Annotated in this window: 15 protein-coding genes, 1 tRNA gene and 1 pseudogene; 8 read left to right on the top strand and 9 right to left on the bottom strand. The window is 72.3% G+C overall.

The genetic code is table 11. From position 1 onward, the window contains the following. Positions 1–85: 85 nt before the first annotated feature. The 3 genes from N8I86_RS21270 to msiK form a co-directional block, all read right to left on the bottom strand. Complete coding sequence (locus tag N8I86_RS21270) at positions 86–817, bottom strand: nucleotidyltransferase family protein (RefSeq protein ID WP_073887951.1); 732 nt, start codon at positions 815–817, stop codon at positions 86–88. A gap of 67 nt (positions 818–884) precedes the next feature. After that, positions 885–1,343 (bottom strand): hypothetical protein, encoded by a 459-nt coding sequence (locus N8I86_RS21275; protein WP_073887952.1) that lies wholly within the window; start codon positions 1,341–1,343, stop codon positions 885–887. Between the two features lie 206 nt (positions 1,344–1,549). After that, on the bottom strand, positions 1,550–2,686 hold the full coding sequence (msiK, locus tag N8I86_RS21280; RefSeq protein ID WP_263278454.1) for a diacetylchitobiose ABC transporter ATP-binding protein MsiK: 1,137 nt from the start codon (positions 2,684–2,686) through the stop codon (positions 1,550–1,552). A 218-nt stretch (positions 2,687–2,904) separates the two neighbouring features. Between msiK and N8I86_RS21285 the strand changes: the two genes are divergently transcribed. From N8I86_RS21285 to N8I86_RS21295, 3 genes and pseudogenes are all read left to right on the top strand, one after another. Further along, positions 2,905–2,978, top strand: a tRNA-Thr gene (locus tag N8I86_RS21285). A gap of 117 nt (positions 2,979–3,095) precedes the next feature. After that, positions 3,096–3,750, top strand: a pseudogene (locus N8I86_RS21290) (rhomboid-like protein). Positions 3,751–3,760: 10 nt separating this feature from the next. Further along, positions 3,761–5,167: an NAD(P)/FAD-dependent oxidoreductase gene (locus tag N8I86_RS21295; protein ID WP_123437178.1), complete on the top strand. Its 1,407-nt coding sequence runs from the start codon at positions 3,761–3,763 to the stop codon at positions 5,165–5,167. A gap of 53 nt (positions 5,168–5,220) precedes the next feature. Here N8I86_RS21295 and N8I86_RS21300 read toward each other — a convergent pair whose 3' ends face one another. Then, complete coding sequence (locus N8I86_RS21300; protein WP_263278456.1) at positions 5,221–6,738, bottom strand: MFS transporter; 1,518 nt, start codon at positions 6,736–6,738, stop codon at positions 5,221–5,223. Positions 6,739–6,821: 83 nt separating this feature from the next. Then, positions 6,822–7,793, bottom strand: a complete 972-nt coding sequence (locus N8I86_RS21305) for a zinc-binding dehydrogenase (protein ID WP_263278457.1) — start codon at positions 7,791–7,793, stop codon at positions 6,822–6,824. 112 nt (positions 7,794–7,905) lie between these two features. On the opposite strand from N8I86_RS21305, the gene N8I86_RS21310 reads away from it, so the two are divergent. Beyond that, the gene (locus N8I86_RS21310) at positions 7,906–8,595 is read left to right on the top strand and encodes a pentapeptide repeat-containing protein (protein ID WP_185091290.1); all 690 of its coding nucleotides are present in this window, start codon (positions 7,906–7,908) and stop codon (positions 8,593–8,595) included. Positions 8,596–8,609: 14 nt separating this feature from the next. Here the strand turns inward: N8I86_RS21310 and N8I86_RS21315 are convergent, their stop codons facing one another. Further along, positions 8,610–9,110: a hypothetical protein gene (locus N8I86_RS21315; RefSeq protein ID WP_073887964.1), complete on the bottom strand. Its 501-nt coding sequence runs from the start codon at positions 9,108–9,110 to the stop codon at positions 8,610–8,612. A 69-nt stretch (positions 9,111–9,179) separates the two neighbouring features. On the opposite strand from N8I86_RS21315, the gene N8I86_RS21320 reads away from it, so the two are divergent. Next, entirely contained in the window at positions 9,180–10,571 is a 1,392-nt protein-coding gene (locus N8I86_RS21320) for a M1 family metallopeptidase (protein WP_263278458.1), read from the top strand. Positions 10,572–10,660: 89 nt separating this feature from the next. On the opposite strand, the gene N8I86_RS21325 is transcribed toward N8I86_RS21320, so the two are convergent. Next, positions 10,661–11,236 carry a TerD family protein gene (locus N8I86_RS21325; protein ID WP_020940795.1) on the bottom strand — a complete coding sequence of 192 codons (576 nt, stop codon included), beginning with the start codon at positions 11,234–11,236 and terminating at the stop codon, positions 10,661–10,663. A gap of 169 nt (positions 11,237–11,405) precedes the next feature. Here N8I86_RS21325 and arfB point away from each other — a divergent pair, with 169 nt between their 5' ends. Then, positions 11,406–11,834 carry an alternative ribosome rescue aminoacyl-tRNA hydrolase ArfB gene (gene arfB, locus N8I86_RS21330; protein WP_073887968.1) on the top strand — a complete coding sequence of 143 codons (429 nt, stop codon included), beginning with the start codon at positions 11,406–11,408 and terminating at the stop codon, positions 11,832–11,834. A gap of 103 nt (positions 11,835–11,937) precedes the next feature. Beyond that, a complete protein-coding gene (locus N8I86_RS21335; protein ID WP_263278459.1) occupies positions 11,938–12,831 on the top strand; it encodes a sigma-70 family RNA polymerase sigma factor in 894 nt (297 codons plus the stop codon). Positions 12,832–13,417: 586 nt separating this feature from the next. On the opposite strand, the gene N8I86_RS21340 is transcribed toward N8I86_RS21335, so the two are convergent. Both N8I86_RS21340 and N8I86_RS21345 read right to left on the bottom strand, forming a co-directional pair. Continuing rightward, positions 13,418–13,888, bottom strand: a complete 471-nt coding sequence (locus tag N8I86_RS21340; protein ID WP_263278460.1) for a GNAT family N-acetyltransferase — start codon at positions 13,886–13,888, stop codon at positions 13,418–13,420. A gap of 49 nt (positions 13,889–13,937) precedes the next feature. After that, positions 13,938–14,510, bottom strand: coding sequence for a flavin reductase family protein (locus N8I86_RS21345; protein ID WP_073888021.1), 573 nt, complete (start codon positions 14,508–14,510; stop codon positions 13,938–13,940). 338 nt (positions 14,511–14,848) lie between these two features. Here N8I86_RS21345 and cdgB point away from each other — a divergent pair, with 338 nt between their 5' ends. Further along, the gene (cdgB, locus tag N8I86_RS21350) at positions 14,849–16,510 is read left to right on the top strand and encodes a diguanylate cyclase CdgB (RefSeq protein ID WP_073888023.1); all 1,662 of its coding nucleotides are present in this window, start codon (positions 14,849–14,851) and stop codon (positions 16,508–16,510) included. Positions 16,511–16,518: the final 8 nt, after the last annotated feature.

Raw genomic sequence — 16,518 nt, forward strand, 5'->3', positions numbered from 1 at the left:
GGAACACCGCGAAGGGCCCCGTACCGGACAGGTACGGGGCCCTCTGCGACCGCTCCCGGCGCGATCGCTCTCGGCTCGACCGCTCTCAGCGTCCCAGCGCCGCCAGCTCCTTGGCCGCCTCCGTCAGATCCTTCGCCGTGTCGATGGCCCGCCAGTAGGCACCCTGGGGAAGGGGGAACCCGGCCAGCCGCTGCTCCCGGGCCAGCCGGGGGAACGTCGTCCGCTCGTGATCGCCCCGCTCCGGGAGCAGGGAGGCGAACTCGGGGGAGAACACGTAGACGCCGGCGTTGATCTCGAACGTCGACGGCGGTGCCTCGATGAAGTCGGTGATGTGCCCGAAGCCGTCGGTCTTCACCGCGCCCCAGGGCAGGCGCGGACGAGCCAGCGCCAGGGTGGCGACGGCGTCCCGCTCGGTGTGGAAGTCGGCCATGTCCCGCAGGGAGAAGCGGGTCCAGATGTCGCCGTTGGTGGCGTACCAGGGCCGGTCCGGGTGGGGGAGGTGTGCGGCGGCGTACTTGAGGCCGCCGCCGCGGCCGAGGGGCTCGCTCTCCACGACGGTGGTGACGGAGACCGGCAGGTCGGCCGAGTCCAGCCACTTCTGCAGGACCTCGGCGAGGTGGCCGCAGGAGACCACCACGTCCGTCACGCCTTCCTCGGCGAGCCAGGACAGCTGATGGCCGATGATCGGAGTCCCCGTACCGGGGATCTCGACCATCGGCTTGGGCCGGTCGTCGGTGTACGGACGCAGCCGGGAGCCCTGGCCACCGGCCAGGACCACGGCTTGAGTGGGGCGCGACGCGGCGTTCGGATGGGTCATGACCGCACTGTACGTGGCGCCCCACCGCCGTACGCCGGTGGTGACCCGCTCCCCGGGGAGCCGGGGCTCAGCTGTGCGCGGTCAGCACACCCGAGGCGAAGGCCGTGTCGCACACCGGGCGGGCGTACGACTGGGCGCGCGAGGCGCCGTAGATGCGCACCGCGGCCTGGCCCAGCGCGCGGGCGATGGAGGAGCAGTGCCGGGCGAGGGAGGGGTGTCCGTTGACCGCCTGCTGGAGGTGGGTGAGGACCACCCCCGGGTTCTTGTCCTGGAGTTCGGACATCAGCCGGTCGCGGAGCACGTCCTGGGGGGCGTGGGAGACGGCCTTGACGGGCGCCGCCGCGGAGACGTCCGAGGCGGCCAGCACCGAGCTGGAGGGGCTCCCCGACCAGTTGACCCGGGTGACCGCGAGGGTTCCGGAGAGCACCATGACGACGGGCAGGACGAGGGCGAGAGTGCGGCCGATCCGGCGGGCAGGGCCGCCCCGGTGGCCGCGTCGCGTCTGAGGGGTGGTGGAGTGCTTCACGCGTGTGAGGGTAGCGCGGGGTAATGATTTGGCGACATTTAGTCACCCCTTCGGGGGATGAGAAGGCGCTTCTTTCCGGGTAAGGGGTTGACGCGGCCCGTCCGAAATGATCGCTGCGCCGGGGTATGTCGCGACCGCGAAGGGGCCCCGCGGTGATCCGCGGGGCCCCTTCGGCCGGTGCCGGCGCCGACGCGCCGCCCGGAAGGTCAGTCGGAGAGTCGCTCGCCCGTGGACGTGGAGAACACGTGGATCTCGCCCGGCCGCGGCACGACGTGCAGCGTGGAGCCCTTCTCCGGCACCTGACGGCCGTTGACGCGGACGACGAGGTCCTTGACCTCGCCGCCGACCTCGGCGGTGCCGTAGACGTAGCCGTCGGCGCCCAGCTCCTCGACGACGTTCACGGAGACCGCGAGACCCGCCGGGGCGTCCGCGGCGTCCTTGGAGAGGGTGGCCGCGACCCCGCCGCCCAGCTCGACCACGTCGAAGTGCTCGGGGCGGACGCCGACGGTGACCGTGCGGTCGCCCTTGTCGGCGGCGGCCGTCAGCGCCTCGCGGTTCACCGGGACCACGCTGTTGCCGAACTTCACGCCGCCGTCGGTGATCGGGACCTCGACCAGGTTCATGGCCGGGGAGCCGATGAAGCCGGCGACGAACAGGTTCGCGGGCCTGTCGTACATGTTGCGCGGCGAGTCGACCTGCTGGAGCAGACCGTCCTTGAGGACCGCCACGCGGTCGCCCATCGTCATGGCCTCGACCTGGTCGTGGGTGACGTAGACGGTGGTGATGCCGAGCCGGCGCTGGAGCGACGCGATCTGCGTGCGGGTGGAGACACGGAGCTTGGCGTCCAGGTTGGACAGCGGCTCGTCCATGAGGAAGACCTGCGGCTCGCGGACGATCGCGCGGCCCATCGCGACACGCTGGCGCTGACCGCCGGAGAGCGCCTTCGGCTTGCGGTCCAGGTACTCGGTGAGGTCGAGGATCTTCGCGGCCTCCTCGACCTTCTGCCGGATCTCCGCCTTGTTGACACCGGCGATCTTCAGCGCGAAGCCCATGTTGTCCGCGACCGACATGTGCGGGTAGAGCGCGTAGTTCTGGAACACCATGGCGATGTCCCGGTCCTTGGGCGGCAGGTGCGTGACGTCGCGGTCACCGATGCGGATGGCTCCGCCGTTGACGTCCTCGAGCCCCGCGAGCATCCGGAGCGAGGTGGACTTGCCGCAGCCCGACGGGCCGACCAGGACGAGGAACTCGCCGTCCTCGATCGCGATGTCGAGACCGTCGACGGCGGGCTTGGTGGAACCCGGGTAGATCCGGGTCGCCTTGTCGAACGTGACAGTGGCCATGGTGAATGGGCCCCCTTCTACCGGCAGGAACGTGCCGGACGATCCGTTGTAGGAAGGTGGTTGGTGTAGTCCACACGCGTGAACTGGGTCAGGACGGTACCTGCCGCCCACCAGGTCTGTCAGCACCCGCACCCCTGTGAAGTTCACCGAGATTTTCCGACGGGGCCGCAGCGGGACGTGGGTAGACTGCACAGGCACGGCCGCTCAGGCCCGTGCAGGCCTCCTTAGCTCAGCTGGTCAGAGCGCCGCTCTTGTAAAGCGAAGGTCGTCGGTTCGAATCCGACAGGGGGCTCGAGTGGTCCAGGTGGGATGCCTTCTCACCTGGGCTTTTTTGTGGCCGGTGCGCTCGGGCGGGGTGCCGGGGATGTCAATGACGAGCCGGGCGACACCGGCGTGCGTGAATCGGCTCATGCGAATTCACCGGCGTATGAGCAGGGTGTGGGCCTACGTCCGCGGTGCTCCCGGCACGTACGTGTGGCTGGGGATCCTGTTCCTCACGACGGTCGCGCTGCACCACATGTCGCCGGAGTTCGAGGAGCACTTCCTGCGGCAGCGCTCGACCAACATCCACGAACTGTCGCGCACCCCGGTGCGGGTGCTGGTGGCGAGCGCGATGTGGATCGACAGCGGGCACTGGATCCCGTACGCGGTGCTGTACTCGGTGTTCCACGCGCCGGCCGAGCGCTGGCTGGGCACGCCCCGGTGGCTGGCGGTGTGCGCGCTGTCGCACGTGCTCGCGACGCTGATCAGCGAGGGGGTGCTGCTGATGGCGATCCGGGACGGCGTGGCTCCGCGCTCGGCGGTCAACACCCTGGACATCGGGGTGAGTTACGCGCTGGCGGGGGTGATCGCGGTGCTCACGTACCGGATTCCCGCGCCCTGGCGGTACGCGTACCTGGCGGCGGTCCTGGTGTTCTTCGGGCTGCCGCTGGCCGCGGAGCCGAGTTTCACGGACTTCGGTCATTTCGTCGCGGTGCTGATCGGGCTGGGCTGCTTTCCGCTGGTCCGGGGGCGGCGGAAAAGCACGGAATCCGAAGGAGACACCGGTCGGTCCGACGGGTTAGCGTCCCGGGCATGAGCAGCTCGGCAAGCGGTGTCGTCAACGGCGGGGTCTCCTTCTGGTACGCGGACGACGGTCTTCCGGCGGTGCGGGAGCCGCTGTCCGGGGACGCGTCGGCGGACGTGGTCGTCGTGGGCGGCGGATACACGGGTCTGTGGACCGCGTACTACCTGAAGAAGGCGGCCCCCTTCCTGCGGATCACGGTGCTGGAGCAGAAGTTCTGCGGGTACGGCGCCTCGGGCCGTAACGGCGGCTGGCTGTACAACGGCATCGCCGGCCGTGACCGGTACGCGCGCCTGCACGGCCGGGACGCGGCCGTGCGGCTGCAGAGGGCGATGAACGACACCGTCGGCGAGGTGATCGCGGTCGCCGCCGCGGAGGGCGTCGAGGCGGACGTGCACCGGGGCGGTGTGCTCGAGGTGGCCACGACGCCGGCCCAGCTGGCGCGGCTGAGGGAGTTCCACGAGCACGAGCTGTCGTACGGCGAGAAGGACCGGGAGCTGTTCGGCGCGCGGGAGACGGCGGCGCGGATCAGGGTGGCGGACGCGGTCGGCTCGTCGTGGACGCCGCACGGTGCGCGGCTGCATCCGGTGAAGCTGGTGAAGGGGCTCGCGTCCGTCGTGGAGGGGCTCGGGGTGACGATCCACGAGTCGACGCCGGTGACCGAGATCCGCCCCCGGCACGCCGTCACCCCGTACGGCACGGTGCGGGCCGCGTACGTGCTGCGCTGCACGGAGGGCTTCACCGCGTCGCTGAAGGGACAGCGGCGGACGTGGCTGCCGATGAACTCGTCGATGATCGCGACCGAGCCCCTGACCGAGGAGCAGTGGGCGGCGATCGGCTGGGACGGGCGGGAGACGCTGGGGGACATGGCGCACGCCTACATGTACGCCCAGCGCACGGCCGACGGGCGGATCGCGCTCGGTGGGCGCGGGGTGCCGTACCGCTTCGGTTCGCGGACGGACAACGACGGGCGTACGCAGGCGGCGACGGTCGAGGCGCTGCGGGAGATCCTGACCCGCTTCTTCCCGTCGCTGGTGGGGGCGCGGGTCGAGCACGCCTGGTCGGGGGTGCTGGGGGTGCCGCGGGACTGGTGCGCCACGGTGACCCTGGACCGCTCGACGGGTCTGGGCTGGGCGGGCGGCTACGTCGGTTCGGGCGTCGCCACCGCGAACCTGGCGGCCCGCACCCTGCGCGACCTGGTGCAGCAGGACTCCGGGCAGGGCGGCCGCACGGAGCTGACGGAGCTGCCGTGGGTGAACCACAAGGTGCGCCGGTGGGAGCCGGAGCCGTTCCGCTGGCTCGGGGTGCACGGCATGTACGCCACCTACCGCACCGCCGACCGGCGGGAGCGGCTGCGTCCGGCGGTGGAGTCGTCCCGGCTCGCGAGGTTCGCGGACCGGGTGGCGGGCCGCGGCTGACGGCGCCCCCCGGGAAGGCGTTCCGGGGCGGACGGCGGGTCAGGCACCGATTCTCAGGTCACCGATTCGGGGAGGGGCGCCTCGGCCGGCGCGCCGTGCCCGGGGGCCCTGGCGGTGACCATCAGGCCGGCGACCAGTCCGGCGAGGAGCATCACGCCGGCCGCCCACCAGATGGCGACGGTGTAGCCGTGCACCACGCCCTCGGGGACCACGGCGGCCCTGCGGGCAGGGTCGTGCAGATGGGCGGTGAGGTAGGCGGCGCTGCTGGTGGTGGCGACGGTGTTCAGCAGGGCGGTGCCGATGGAGCCGCCGACCTGCTGGGAGGTGTTGACGGTCGCGGAGGTGACTCCGGCGTCGCGCGGGGCGACGCCGGCGGTGGCCGTGGCGAAGACCGGCATGAAGGTCAGGCCCATGCCGAGGCCGAGCAGGACGAGCGCGGGCAGGATCTCGCCGGCGTAGGACGAGTGGACGGTCATCCGGGTCAGCAGCAGCAGGCCGGAGGCGGCGAGGAGCTGGCCGGGGACCATCAGCACGCGCGGGGCCACGTGACCGAGCAGGCGTGCGGAGATCTGGGTGGACCCGGTGATGATGGCGGCGGTGAGCGGCAGGAACGCCAGGCCGGCCTTGACGGGGGAGTAGCCGAGGATGACCTGCAGGTAGTAGGTCATGAACAGGAACAGCCCGAACATCCCGATGACGGCGAGCATCATCGTCAGGAAGCAGCCGGCGCGGTTGCGGTCGCGGACGATGTGCAGCGGCAGGAGGGGATGGGGGGCCCGGCTCTGCCACCAGGTGAACGCGGTCAGCAGGACGGCGCCGGACGCGAACAGGGTGAGGACGAGCGGGTCGGTCCAGCCGCGCGGTTCGGCCTCGCTGAAGCCGTAGACGATGGCGACGAGGCCGCCGCAGCCGAGGACCGCGCCGGGTATGTCGAGGCGGGCGCCGGTGTGGCCGGGGCGGTCGTGGAGCAGGGCGGAGGCGCCGAGGACGGCGGCGACGGCGATGGGCACGTTGACGTAGAGGCACCAGCGCCAGTTGAGGTATTCGGTGAGCAGGCCGCCGACGATGAAGCCGATCGCGGAGCCGCTGCCGGCGAGGGCGCCGTAGATGCCGAAGGCCTTGCCGCGTTCGCGGGGGTCGGTGAAGGTCGTGGTCAGCAGGCTGAGCGCGGAGGGGGCGAGGACGGCGGCGAAGGCGCCCTGGAGGGCGCGGGCGCCGAAGAGCATGCCGGAGCCGGTGGCGGCGCCGCCGAGTGCGGAGGCGGCGGCGAAGCCGATGAGCCCGACGACGAAGGTGCGTTTGCGTCCGGCGAGGTCGGCGATGCGGCCGCCGAGGAGGAGCAGGCCGCCGAAGGCCAGGGTGTAGGCGGTGATGACCCACTGCCGGTTGCCGTCGGACATGTGCAGGGCGTGCTGGGCGGAGGGGAGCGCGATGTTCACGATCGTCGCGTCGAGGACCACCATCAGCTGGGCGAGGGCGATGACCACGAGGCCCCACCACCGGTGCGGATCGGTGCCGCTCGCCGTGGTCGCGGAGGGGTCTCCGGTCTCACCCGTTCGGCCGGTACTCATCCGGCCAGAAGACCACGGATCGGGGCGTGTCGCATCCGGGTGGAGGACGTGGTGCGCGGGGGTGCCGGGCGGGGGCCGGTGCCTCATGGCTCCAGCACCACCTTTCCCGTCGTACGGCGGTTCTCCAGCGCCCGGTGCGCGGCGGCGGCCTCGGCGAGCGGGAAGCGGGTGACGGCCGGGCGGAGCCGGCCGCGGGCGGCCTCGTCGAGGGCGCGCCGTTCGAGCGCGCGCAGGCCGCCCGCCCGCCGGAGCATGCGGGGGCCGAGGACGCTCTCGGTCAGGCCGTCGACGACATGGCCCCGGCCGGTACCGACGCCTTCCGCGGACCAGCCGAAGAGGAGGTGCCGGCCGCCGGGGCCGAGCAGGGCGACCGCCTCTTCGGCGACCGTGCCGCCGACGCCGTCGTAGACGAGGGTGGCCGGCCGTCCGGCGAGGCGGGCGCGGACCTCGGCGGGCCAGCCGGGGGCGGTGTAGTCCACGGCGAGGTCGGCGCCGTTCGCGTGGACGCGGGCGGTCTTGTCCGCTCCGCCCGCGAGCCCGACGACCGTCGCCCCGGCGTTCTTGGCGTACTGCACCAGCAGCGTGCCGATGCCGCCCGCCGCGGCCGGTACGACCACCACGTCGTCCGGTCCCGGTTCCGCGAACCCCGTGATCCCCAGGGCCGTGCGCCCGGTGCCGATCATGGCCACGGCGGCGGCGGGGTCCAGGCCCTCCGGGATCTCGTGGAGGCGGTCGGCCGCGGTGACGGCGAGCTCGGCGTAGCCCCCGGGGACGGTGCCCAGGTGGGCCACCACCCGCCGGCCCAGCCAGCCGGCGTCGGTGCCGTCGCCGAGGGCGTCCACGGTGCCCGCGATCTCGCGGCCGGGCACGGTCGGCAGGACCGGCGGCGCGGGCAGCGGACCCGGGTGGCCCTCCCGCAGGGCCGCGTCCAGCAGGTGCACCCCGGCCGCGGCGACCGCGACGCGCACCTGCCCGGGGCCGGGGACGGGGTCCGCGACCTCTTCGTGGATCAGGTTCTCGGCCGGGCCGAAGGCGTGGAGACGGACGGCGTGCATGGGACCCCCCGGTGAGGTGGCTGCGTTTCCACCGGCCACCCTCCGACCTCGAGCGCACTTGAGGTCAAGGGCGGGCCCGGGCGTTGTCGGTGGCGGGGTGCAGCATGAGGGCATGGCGAGGAGAGCGACGAGCGGCGGGCCGGCGGCCCGTGCAGGGGTGAAGGGTGCGCGACGGCCGGAGCTGAGGCTGCCGCCCCTTCGGCCCTGGGCCGGGGGTGGGCTGGAGCCCGACGGCGACTACGACGGGCTGGAGTTCCGTGAGGCGGACCTGGCCGGGCACGACGGGGTGGGCGCCCGGTTCATGGACTGCGCGCTGACCGGGTGCGTGGTGGACGAGACGGCGCTGGGCCGGGCCCGGGTACTGGACTCGGTGCTGACCGGGCTGCGGGGGGTCGGTACGCATCTCGCCGAGTCCACGTTCCGGGACGTCGAGCTGGTCGACGCCCGCCTCGGCGGGACGCAGTTGCACGGGGCGGTGCTGGAGCGGGTCGTGGTCCGGGGCGGCAAGCTGGACTACCTCAACCTGCGCGAGGCCCGTCTGCGGGACGTCGTCTTCGACTCCTGCGTGCTGGTCGAGCCGGACTTCGCGGGCGCGAGTCTGGAGCGGGTGGAGTTCGTCGACTGCGCCCTGAAGGGGGCCGACTTCGGCGGCGCGGCGCTGACGGACGTGGATCTGCGCGGGGCCGTCCCGCTGGAGATCGTGCGCGGTCTCGACCGGCTGTCCGGGGCGGTGATCAGTACCGGGCAGCTGCTCGACCTGGCCCCGTTCCTGGCGGCCGAGCTGGGGATCCGGGTGGAGTGAGGGACGTGCCGCGCTCACTTCACCCGGGGGAAGCGGGCCTGGAGGGTCCAGATCGCCGGGTTCTCCGCGAGGTCGTCGTGGAGGTCGGTGAGGTCCGCGACGAGGTCCTGAAGGAAGTCGCGCGCCTCACGGCGGAGTTCGGCGTGGGAGAAGGACAGCGGGGACTCCTCGGCCGGACTCCAGTCGGAGGTGATGTCGACCCAGCCGAAGCGGCGCTCGAAGAGCATGCGGTCGGAGGACTCGGTGAAGTCCAGCTCCGCCCGCTGCGGGCGGGCGGCGCGGGAGCCCATCGGGTCCCGGTCCAGCCGCTCCGCGATGTCGCACAGCGCCCACGCGAAGTCGAGCACCGGCACCCATCCCCAGGCTGTGGACAGCTCCCGGTCGGTTGTGGTGTCCGCGAGGTAGACGTCTCCGCAGAACAGGTCGTGCCGCAGCGCGTGGACGTCCGCGCGGCGGTAGTCGGTCTGCGGCGGGTCGGGGAATCGGTTGGAGAGGGCGTAGCCGATGTCGAGCACGACAGGAATGGTGTCACGGCCGCCACCGCGGCCCCGGTCCGGTGCCCGCGGATCTATAGGATCTCTGACATGTCCAGATCCTTACGGCTGGTCCCGGCCGTCTCGGCACTGCTGGCCCTCGCCCTCACCGGCACGGCGTGCGACGGCGGTGTGCACGGCACCCCGGGCGGTTCCGGCGTACGCGATCCGTACTTCCCGAAGGCGGGCAACGGCGGTTACGACGTCGGCCACTACGCCCTCACTCTGGACTACACCCCCGCGAGCCGGCACCTCACCGGTACGGCCGTCATCACCGCCCGCGCCACCGAGGACCTGTCCGCCTTCGACCTCGATCTCGTCGGGCTGCGCGTCGAGTCGGTCACCGTCGAGGGCAGGAAGGCCCGCTTCAGCCGCGCCGGGCAGGAACTCACCGTCCGGCCCCGCGACGACCTGAGCGAGGGCGAGACGTTCCGCACGACCGTGCGCTACTCGGGCACCCCGCGCACCCTCACCGACCCCGACGGCTCCGCGGAGGGCTGGCTGCCCACCGCCGACGGCGCCCTCGGCCTCGGTGAACCCGTCGGCTCCATGACCTGGTTCCCCGGTGACCACCATCCGTCCGACAAGGCGGCCTACGACATCACGGTCACCGTCCCGAAGGGCCTCCAGGCGGTGTCCAACGGGGAGTTGACGAGCCGGAGCACCAAGGGGGGCCGCACGACGTACGCCTGGCACATGGCGCAGCCGATGGCGAGCTATCTCGCGACCGTCGCCGTCGGGCACTTCACGATGACCAGGACCGAGGGCCCGCACGGGCTGCCGGTCCTCACGGCCGTGGACCCGACCCAGGCGAAGGCGAGCGAGAAGGTGCTCGCGAAGATCCCCGCGATCATCAAGTGGGAGGAGTACAACTTCGGGCCGTACCCGTTCTCCTCCACCGGTGCCGTCGTCGACCGCCCGGAGGACGCGCAGTACGCCCTGGAGACCCAGACCCGTCCGGTCTTCCCGGGCGCCCCCGACACCTCCACCCTCGTACACGAACTCGCCCACCAGTGGTACGGCGACTCGGTCACCCCGAGGAGCTGGCGGGACATGTGGCTCAACGAGGGCTTCGCGACCTACGCGGAGTGGCTGTACCGGGAGGACTTCGGCGGCAAGAGCGTCCAGGAGACCTTCGACGAGTACTACGAGGGTGACCACGAGGAAGTCTGGGCCTTCCCGCCGGCGAAGCCGTCCAGCGCCGCGCACATCTCCGACAGCCCCGTCTACCAGCGCGGGGCCATGGTCCTGCAGAAGATCCGGCAGGAGATCGGCGACGACGCGTTCTGGGACCTCCTCAAGGGCTGGGCGGCCGCCCACCGCCACGGCAGCGTCAGCACCGCCGACTTCACCGCGTACGTGGAGAAGCGGGCGCCGGGCCACGACTTCCGCGGGATCTGGCGGGACTGGCTGTACGGGGACGGCAAGCCGGCCCACCCGTGAGGGAACGCCGGGAGCCCCGGCCGTGGAACGTGTGGCCGGGGCTTCCGTCGGTGCCGGGGTGTCCCCCTCGGCGTAGAGCCGGGTGGGGCTCAGACGTTCACGCCGAAGTCCTGGGCGATGCCGACCAGGCCCGAGGCGTAGCCCTGGCCCACCGCGCGGAACTTCCACTCCGCGCCGTTGCGGTACAGCTCGCCGAAGACCATGGCCGTCTCGGTCGCGGCGTCCTCGGAGAGGTCGTACCGCGCGATCTCGGCGCCGCCGGCCTGGTTGACGATGCGGATGTAGGCGTTGCGGACCTGGCCGAAGTTCTGGCCGCGGTTCTCCGCGTCGTAGATGGAGACCGGGAAGACGATCTTGTCGATGTCGGCCGGGAGCGCGGCCAGGTTGACGTTGATCGCCTCGTCGTCGCCCGCGCCCTCACCCGTGCGGTTGTCACCGGTGTGGACGATGGAGTTGTCCGGGGTCTGCTTGTTGTTGAAGAAGACGAAGTGCGCGTCCGAGTAGACCTTGCCCTGCGTGTTGACCGCGATGGCGGACGCGTCCAGGTCGAAGTCCGTGCCGGTGGTGGTGCGGACGTCCCAGCCGAGGCCCACGGTGACGGCGGTCAGGCCCGGAGCCTCCTTGGTGAGCGAGACGTTGCCACCCTTGGACAGGCTTACAGCCATGTTGGGAGTCCCTTCCTTAGATGTCCCTGCACATGTGTGCCGACGAAGCTACCGTCACCGGGAACAACGTCGAGGGGGGTACCCGTGGTTCCGGGTCCCTTTACCTTTTTTACCCGCACCGGCGAAAACCGGGTGACGTGGGGCGGGCGGGCCCGGGAACATGGGACACATGTCCGGGCCCTATCTCATCCGCGGCTCGGTCTCGCTTCCCGAGGCCGAGCTGATCTGGCGTTTCTCGCGGTCGTCCGGGCCCGGCGGGCAGCACGTCAACACCAGTGACTCCCAGGTGGAGCTCCGTTTCGACCTCGCGCGCACCGAGGCGCTCCCCGAGGTGTGGAAGGAGCGGGCGCTCCAGCGGCTGGCAGCCCGCCTCGTCGACGGCGTCGTGTCCGTACGGGCCTCCGAGCACCGCTCCCAGTGGCGCAACCGCGAGACCGCGGCCGTACGCCTCGCCTCCCTGCTCGCGGAGGCCACCGCGCCGCCGCCCAAGCCCCGCAAGCCCACCCGCATCCCGCGCGGCATCAACGAACGCCGACTGCGGGAGAAGAAGCAGCGGGCGCAGACGAAGCGGGGGCGCTCCGGGCAGGACTGGGGCTGACCGGTCCGGCCGGCCCCGCCCGGGTGCGCCGTCACATTCCCGGGCTGCGGCGCGTCATGCGAGTGAGGAGCATGGAACGCGACGGAGAGGCCGGGACCAGCCGATGAGCGACCAGGGCAGCGACCAGTACGGCGAACGGCACGACGACGGGGACCGGCGCGCCGACCGCGACTTCCTCGCCGACCGGTTCGAGGGGTACCGGGGGCATCTGCGGTCCGTGGCCTACCGGATGCTGGGTTCGGCGGCGGAGGCCGAGGACGCGGTCCAGGAGGCGTGGTTCCGGCTGCACCGGTCCGACACGCGTGAGGTGGAGAACCTCGGGGGCTGGCTGACGACCGTCGTGGGCCGGGTCTGCCTCGACATGCTGCGTTCGCGGCGCACCCGGGGCGAGGAGCCCCTGGACACCTGGCGTCCGGCACCCTCCGCCGAGCCGGACCCCGCGCAGGACGCCGTGCTCGCCGACTCGGTCGGGGTGGCGCTCCTGGTCGTCCTCGACACGCTGTCGCCTGCCGAGCGGCTGGCGTTCGTGCTGCACGATCTGTTCGGGGTGCCCTTCGAGGAGATCGGCGGCATCCTCGGGCGCAGCCCGGCGGCGGCGCGTCAGCTCGCGAGCCGGGCACGGCGCCGGGTGCGGGGCGCCGACGCGCCGGAGACGGACCTGGCCCGGCAGCGGGAGGTGGTCGACGCCTTCCTGGCCGCCGCCCGGGACGGGGACTTCGACGGGCTGCTCGCGGTGCTCGACCCGGACGTGGTGGCCCGCAGCGAGGCCGGTGTGACCAGTGGCGCGGCGGCGGTCGCCGCCGGTGCGGCGGGCTTCGCCCGGCTGGCGCGGATCGCGCGTCCGGCGCTGGTGGACGGCGCGACCGGACTGGTCGTCATCGTCGACGGCCGCCCGGAACGCGTGCTGACCTTCGCCTTCGCGGCCGACCGCATCACGGTCGTCGACATCGTGACCGCCCCGGATCGCCTCGCGGACCTGACGATCGAGACGACGTGAGCGGAAGCGGATCGCCGACGCGGTCTGAGCGGGGGCGGCTTGTCGGGCGGTTCGAGCGGGAGTGGTCGGTCGGGGCGGTTCTGTGCCTGAGCGGACCGTCGGCGCGGTCGGTGCCCGAGCGGCCCGTTGAAGCGGCTGGCGCGGGAGCGGTTCGGTGGGTCGGTCGGTCCGAGTGGGGGCGGTCGGTCGGGGCGGTTCTGTGCCTGAGCGGACCGTCGGCGCGGTCGGTGCCCGAGCGGCCCGTTGAAGCGGCTGGCGCGGGAGCGGTTCGGCGGGGCGGTCGGTCCGAGTGGGGGCGGTCCGTCGGGACGGTTCTGTGCTTGAGCGGACCGTCGGCGCGGTCGGTGCCCGAGCGGCCCGTTGAAGCGGCCGGTTCGAGTGGACCGGGAAGCGGCCTGGGCGGGAGCGGCCCGTCGGGGCGGTCCGAGCCCGAGCCGGCCGTCGGGGCGGCCCCGGGCAGGACAGGGCCCGGCGCGGACTGGCAGGCCGGACTCGGGACGGCTGGACCCAGAGGTGCCGGGCTCAGGTCCGCCGGGCCGGGCACGCTGGATCGGACTCCGGCCTGCCGGACGAAGGCCCGCCGGGCTCAGATGGGACGTTCCAGCGCCAGTACGCCGACCGTTTGCTCCCCGCTCTTCTCGCCGTTCTTGCGGAAGCCCAGGCGGAGGTAGAACTCTTCGGGGCCGTCCGGGCCGGGGTGCCAGGTGACGTACAGCTCTGTGCCGCCCCGGCGGCGCACCTCGGCGGCCACGGAGTCGACGGCGAAGCGGCCGTAACCCCTGCCCTGTTCCCCGGCGGCGATGTTGAGCCGCCACAGCGCGGAGCGGCGCACGGTGCCGTCCTCGTACCAGTCGATGTCGAGCGCGGCCATCAGGAAGCCGACCGGGCGGTCGCCGTCCACGACGAGCCGGGGCCAGGCGACACCGGCGGGATGCACGTAGGCCTCGGCGAGGGACTTCACCACCGGGGCGACCGCGTGCTCCTGACGGGGGTGCACACGGACGGCGAGGGCGGCCTCGAGGTTGCCGGGGGTTATTTCCTGCAGGTGGAGCGTCATCCGCGCACCCTAGGCCGGACGGTCACCGCCCGGCCATGGAAATTCCGGCTCAGCCCAACTGGCGGTACCTGCCGCGGAAGTAGAGCAGCGCGCCGCCCTCCGCGCTCGGTACCCGCGCGGTCAGGACGCGGCCGATGACCAGGGTGTGGTCGCCCGCGGCCACCCGCTGCTCGGTGCGGCACTCCAGGGTGGCCAGCGCGCCGCCCACCAGCGGGGCGCCGGTGGCCTCGCCGCGGGTGCAGGCGATGTCCTCGAAGAGCAGCCGGTCGCTGATGCGGCCCTTCATGGCGAAGCGGCCCGCGATGTGCCGCTGGCTCTCGGCGAGGACCGACACCGCCCACAGCGGCTGTTCGTCGAGCAGGTCGTCCATGCGGGAGCCCTCGCGCAGGCTGACCAGCACCAGCGGCGGGTCCAGGGAGACCGACATGAACGCGGTGGCGGTCATGCCGACGCTCTCGACGGCCGGCGCCCCGGGGTCGTCCGGGTCCAGCGGCGGTTCCTGCGCGGTCACCAGCACCACACCCGCGGCCAGCCGGGACATCGCGGCCCGGAACTCGTCGTTGCTCACCCCCTCAGCATGCCCGGAAGCGGCGAGGGCGGTGGATGAGGGAGTCTTCAGCACGCCGGAAACGCTAGTCTCCGCTCCCCGGGGGCCGCATCGGGCCTCCGGCCGAGGCTGGTCCTAGGACCAGGGGACGACCCGTGTGGGCAGCATGTGCGCACATCCGCATGGATTACGGTCAGGAATCACACAGACCAAACGCATAAACTCCACTCAATTGTTCAGGTTCTCCTGTGACTTGAGTCACAAGGGGCAGGAATTGTTGACCCTGTGTACCGAGTGCGGAGCGCGCTGTGATTCAGTGGCGGGGAAGCCGCGAAGAGCACCGGAAGAGCCACGCCTAAGAAGCGCCGACGACAACCCTTGATTCGCTGCGAGGTCTCGGGGGGAGGGCGAGCATGGAGACCGAGTCGGAGCCGTATGTCCGCCTTGCGTCCCTGCGACAGCTGCACCAGGTCATGGCCGACATGAACACGGCACGCAGCCTGGCGGACACACTGCAGACCGTCGCCGACGGCGCCGTCCACGCCCTCGGGTACGAGATGGCGTGCGTGAACCTGGTGCGCCCCGACGGCGACGGCGACCTCGTGGTCGCCGCGTTCTCCGGGAACTCCGCCGCCGAGGCCCTCATCACCGGCCGGGCCGGCTCCCGCGAGTCCTGGGACCGCCGGCTGAACATGGGCGAGCGCTGGGGCGACCTCGTCTTCATACCGCACACCGAGGGCTGGGTCCTCGACGACGACGACGTCCCGCAGTGGTACACCGACGGGCCCGCGCCGCGCTTCGAGGACGAGTGGCACCCCTCCGACCGCCTCTTCGCGCCGATGTTCACCCCCGGCATGCAGGGCGGCTCCTCCGGCGAACTGCTCGGCGTCATATCCGTCGACCGTCCGCGCAACGGCCGGCGCCCCGGCGCCTGGGGCCGCGAGGCCCTCCAGATGTACGCCTTCCAGGCCGCCATCGCGATCAGCAACGCGCGTCTACGTGCGAACATGCAGCGCGCGCTGGTCCGTCTTGAGCGCGAGCAGCAGGCTCTGCGCGCCAGCGAGGAATCCTTCCGGCAGGCCTTCGAGTACGCCCCCTCCGGCATGGCCATCGCCGAGATGGGCGGCGACCAGCACGGCCGCATACTGCGCACCAACGACGCCCTGTGCCGGCTGCTGGGCCGGCCCGCCTCCGCGATGCGCCGCTACTCCTTCTCCGACCTCGTCCACCCCGAGGACATCGGCACCCTGCTGCGCACCTCGGCGGAGGGCGGCCGGGCCGAGCTGCGGCTGGGCCGCAGGGACGGCAGCTACGTCTGGGTGTCCCTGCGCAACAGCGTGGTCGCGGACGCCGCCGACGGCCCGCGCTTCCTGCTCACGCACGTCGAGGACATAGAGGAGCGCAAGCGCCGCGAGCTCCAGCTCGCCCACCGCGCCTCCCACGACTCGCTGACCGGTCTGCCGAACTCCGCCGAGCTGCGCTCCCGGCTGGCGGCCCGGCTCTGCCAGCGACCCGCGCACACCGGTGTGGTGGAGTCCCTGGACGCGGCCTACGGCCACCCCGCCTTCGACATGCCCGCCGGGCACGGCTTCGACTTCACGCCGGGCGCGCAGGCGTTCGACGCCTTCGACCACCATGTGCACACGGTGGCTCCCGAGGACGACCGGGACGACGGGGCCAAGGGGCTCGCGGTGCTCTTCTGCGACCTCGACGGCTTCAAGTCGATCAACGACCGTTTCGGGCACAACGCGGGTGACGCGGTTCTCATCGAGGTGGCCCGCAGGCTGTCCCGCCAGGTCCGGGACGGCGACACGGTGGCCCGGCTCGGCGGCGACGAGTTCGTGATCCTCGCCGACGGCCTCGGCCGGGCCGACGCCCAGGACCTCGCCGTACGGCTGCGAGGCGAGATCATCCAGCCGATCAGGGCCGAGGGGCGGGCCGTCCGGGTGGGCGCGAGCTTCGGCATCGGATGGGCGCACTGCGGCATGACCGCGGACGAAGTGTTGAAGTCCGCCGACGAGCGGATGTACGTAGAGAAACGATCTCGTCCCAAACAGCACCGACGCGCCGGGTGAGCCGCAGG

The organism is Streptomyces albidicamelliae (assembly GCF_025642175.1).
Classification (GTDB): Bacteria; Actinomycetota; Actinomycetes; order Streptomycetales; family Streptomycetaceae; genus Streptomyces; species Streptomyces albidocamelliae.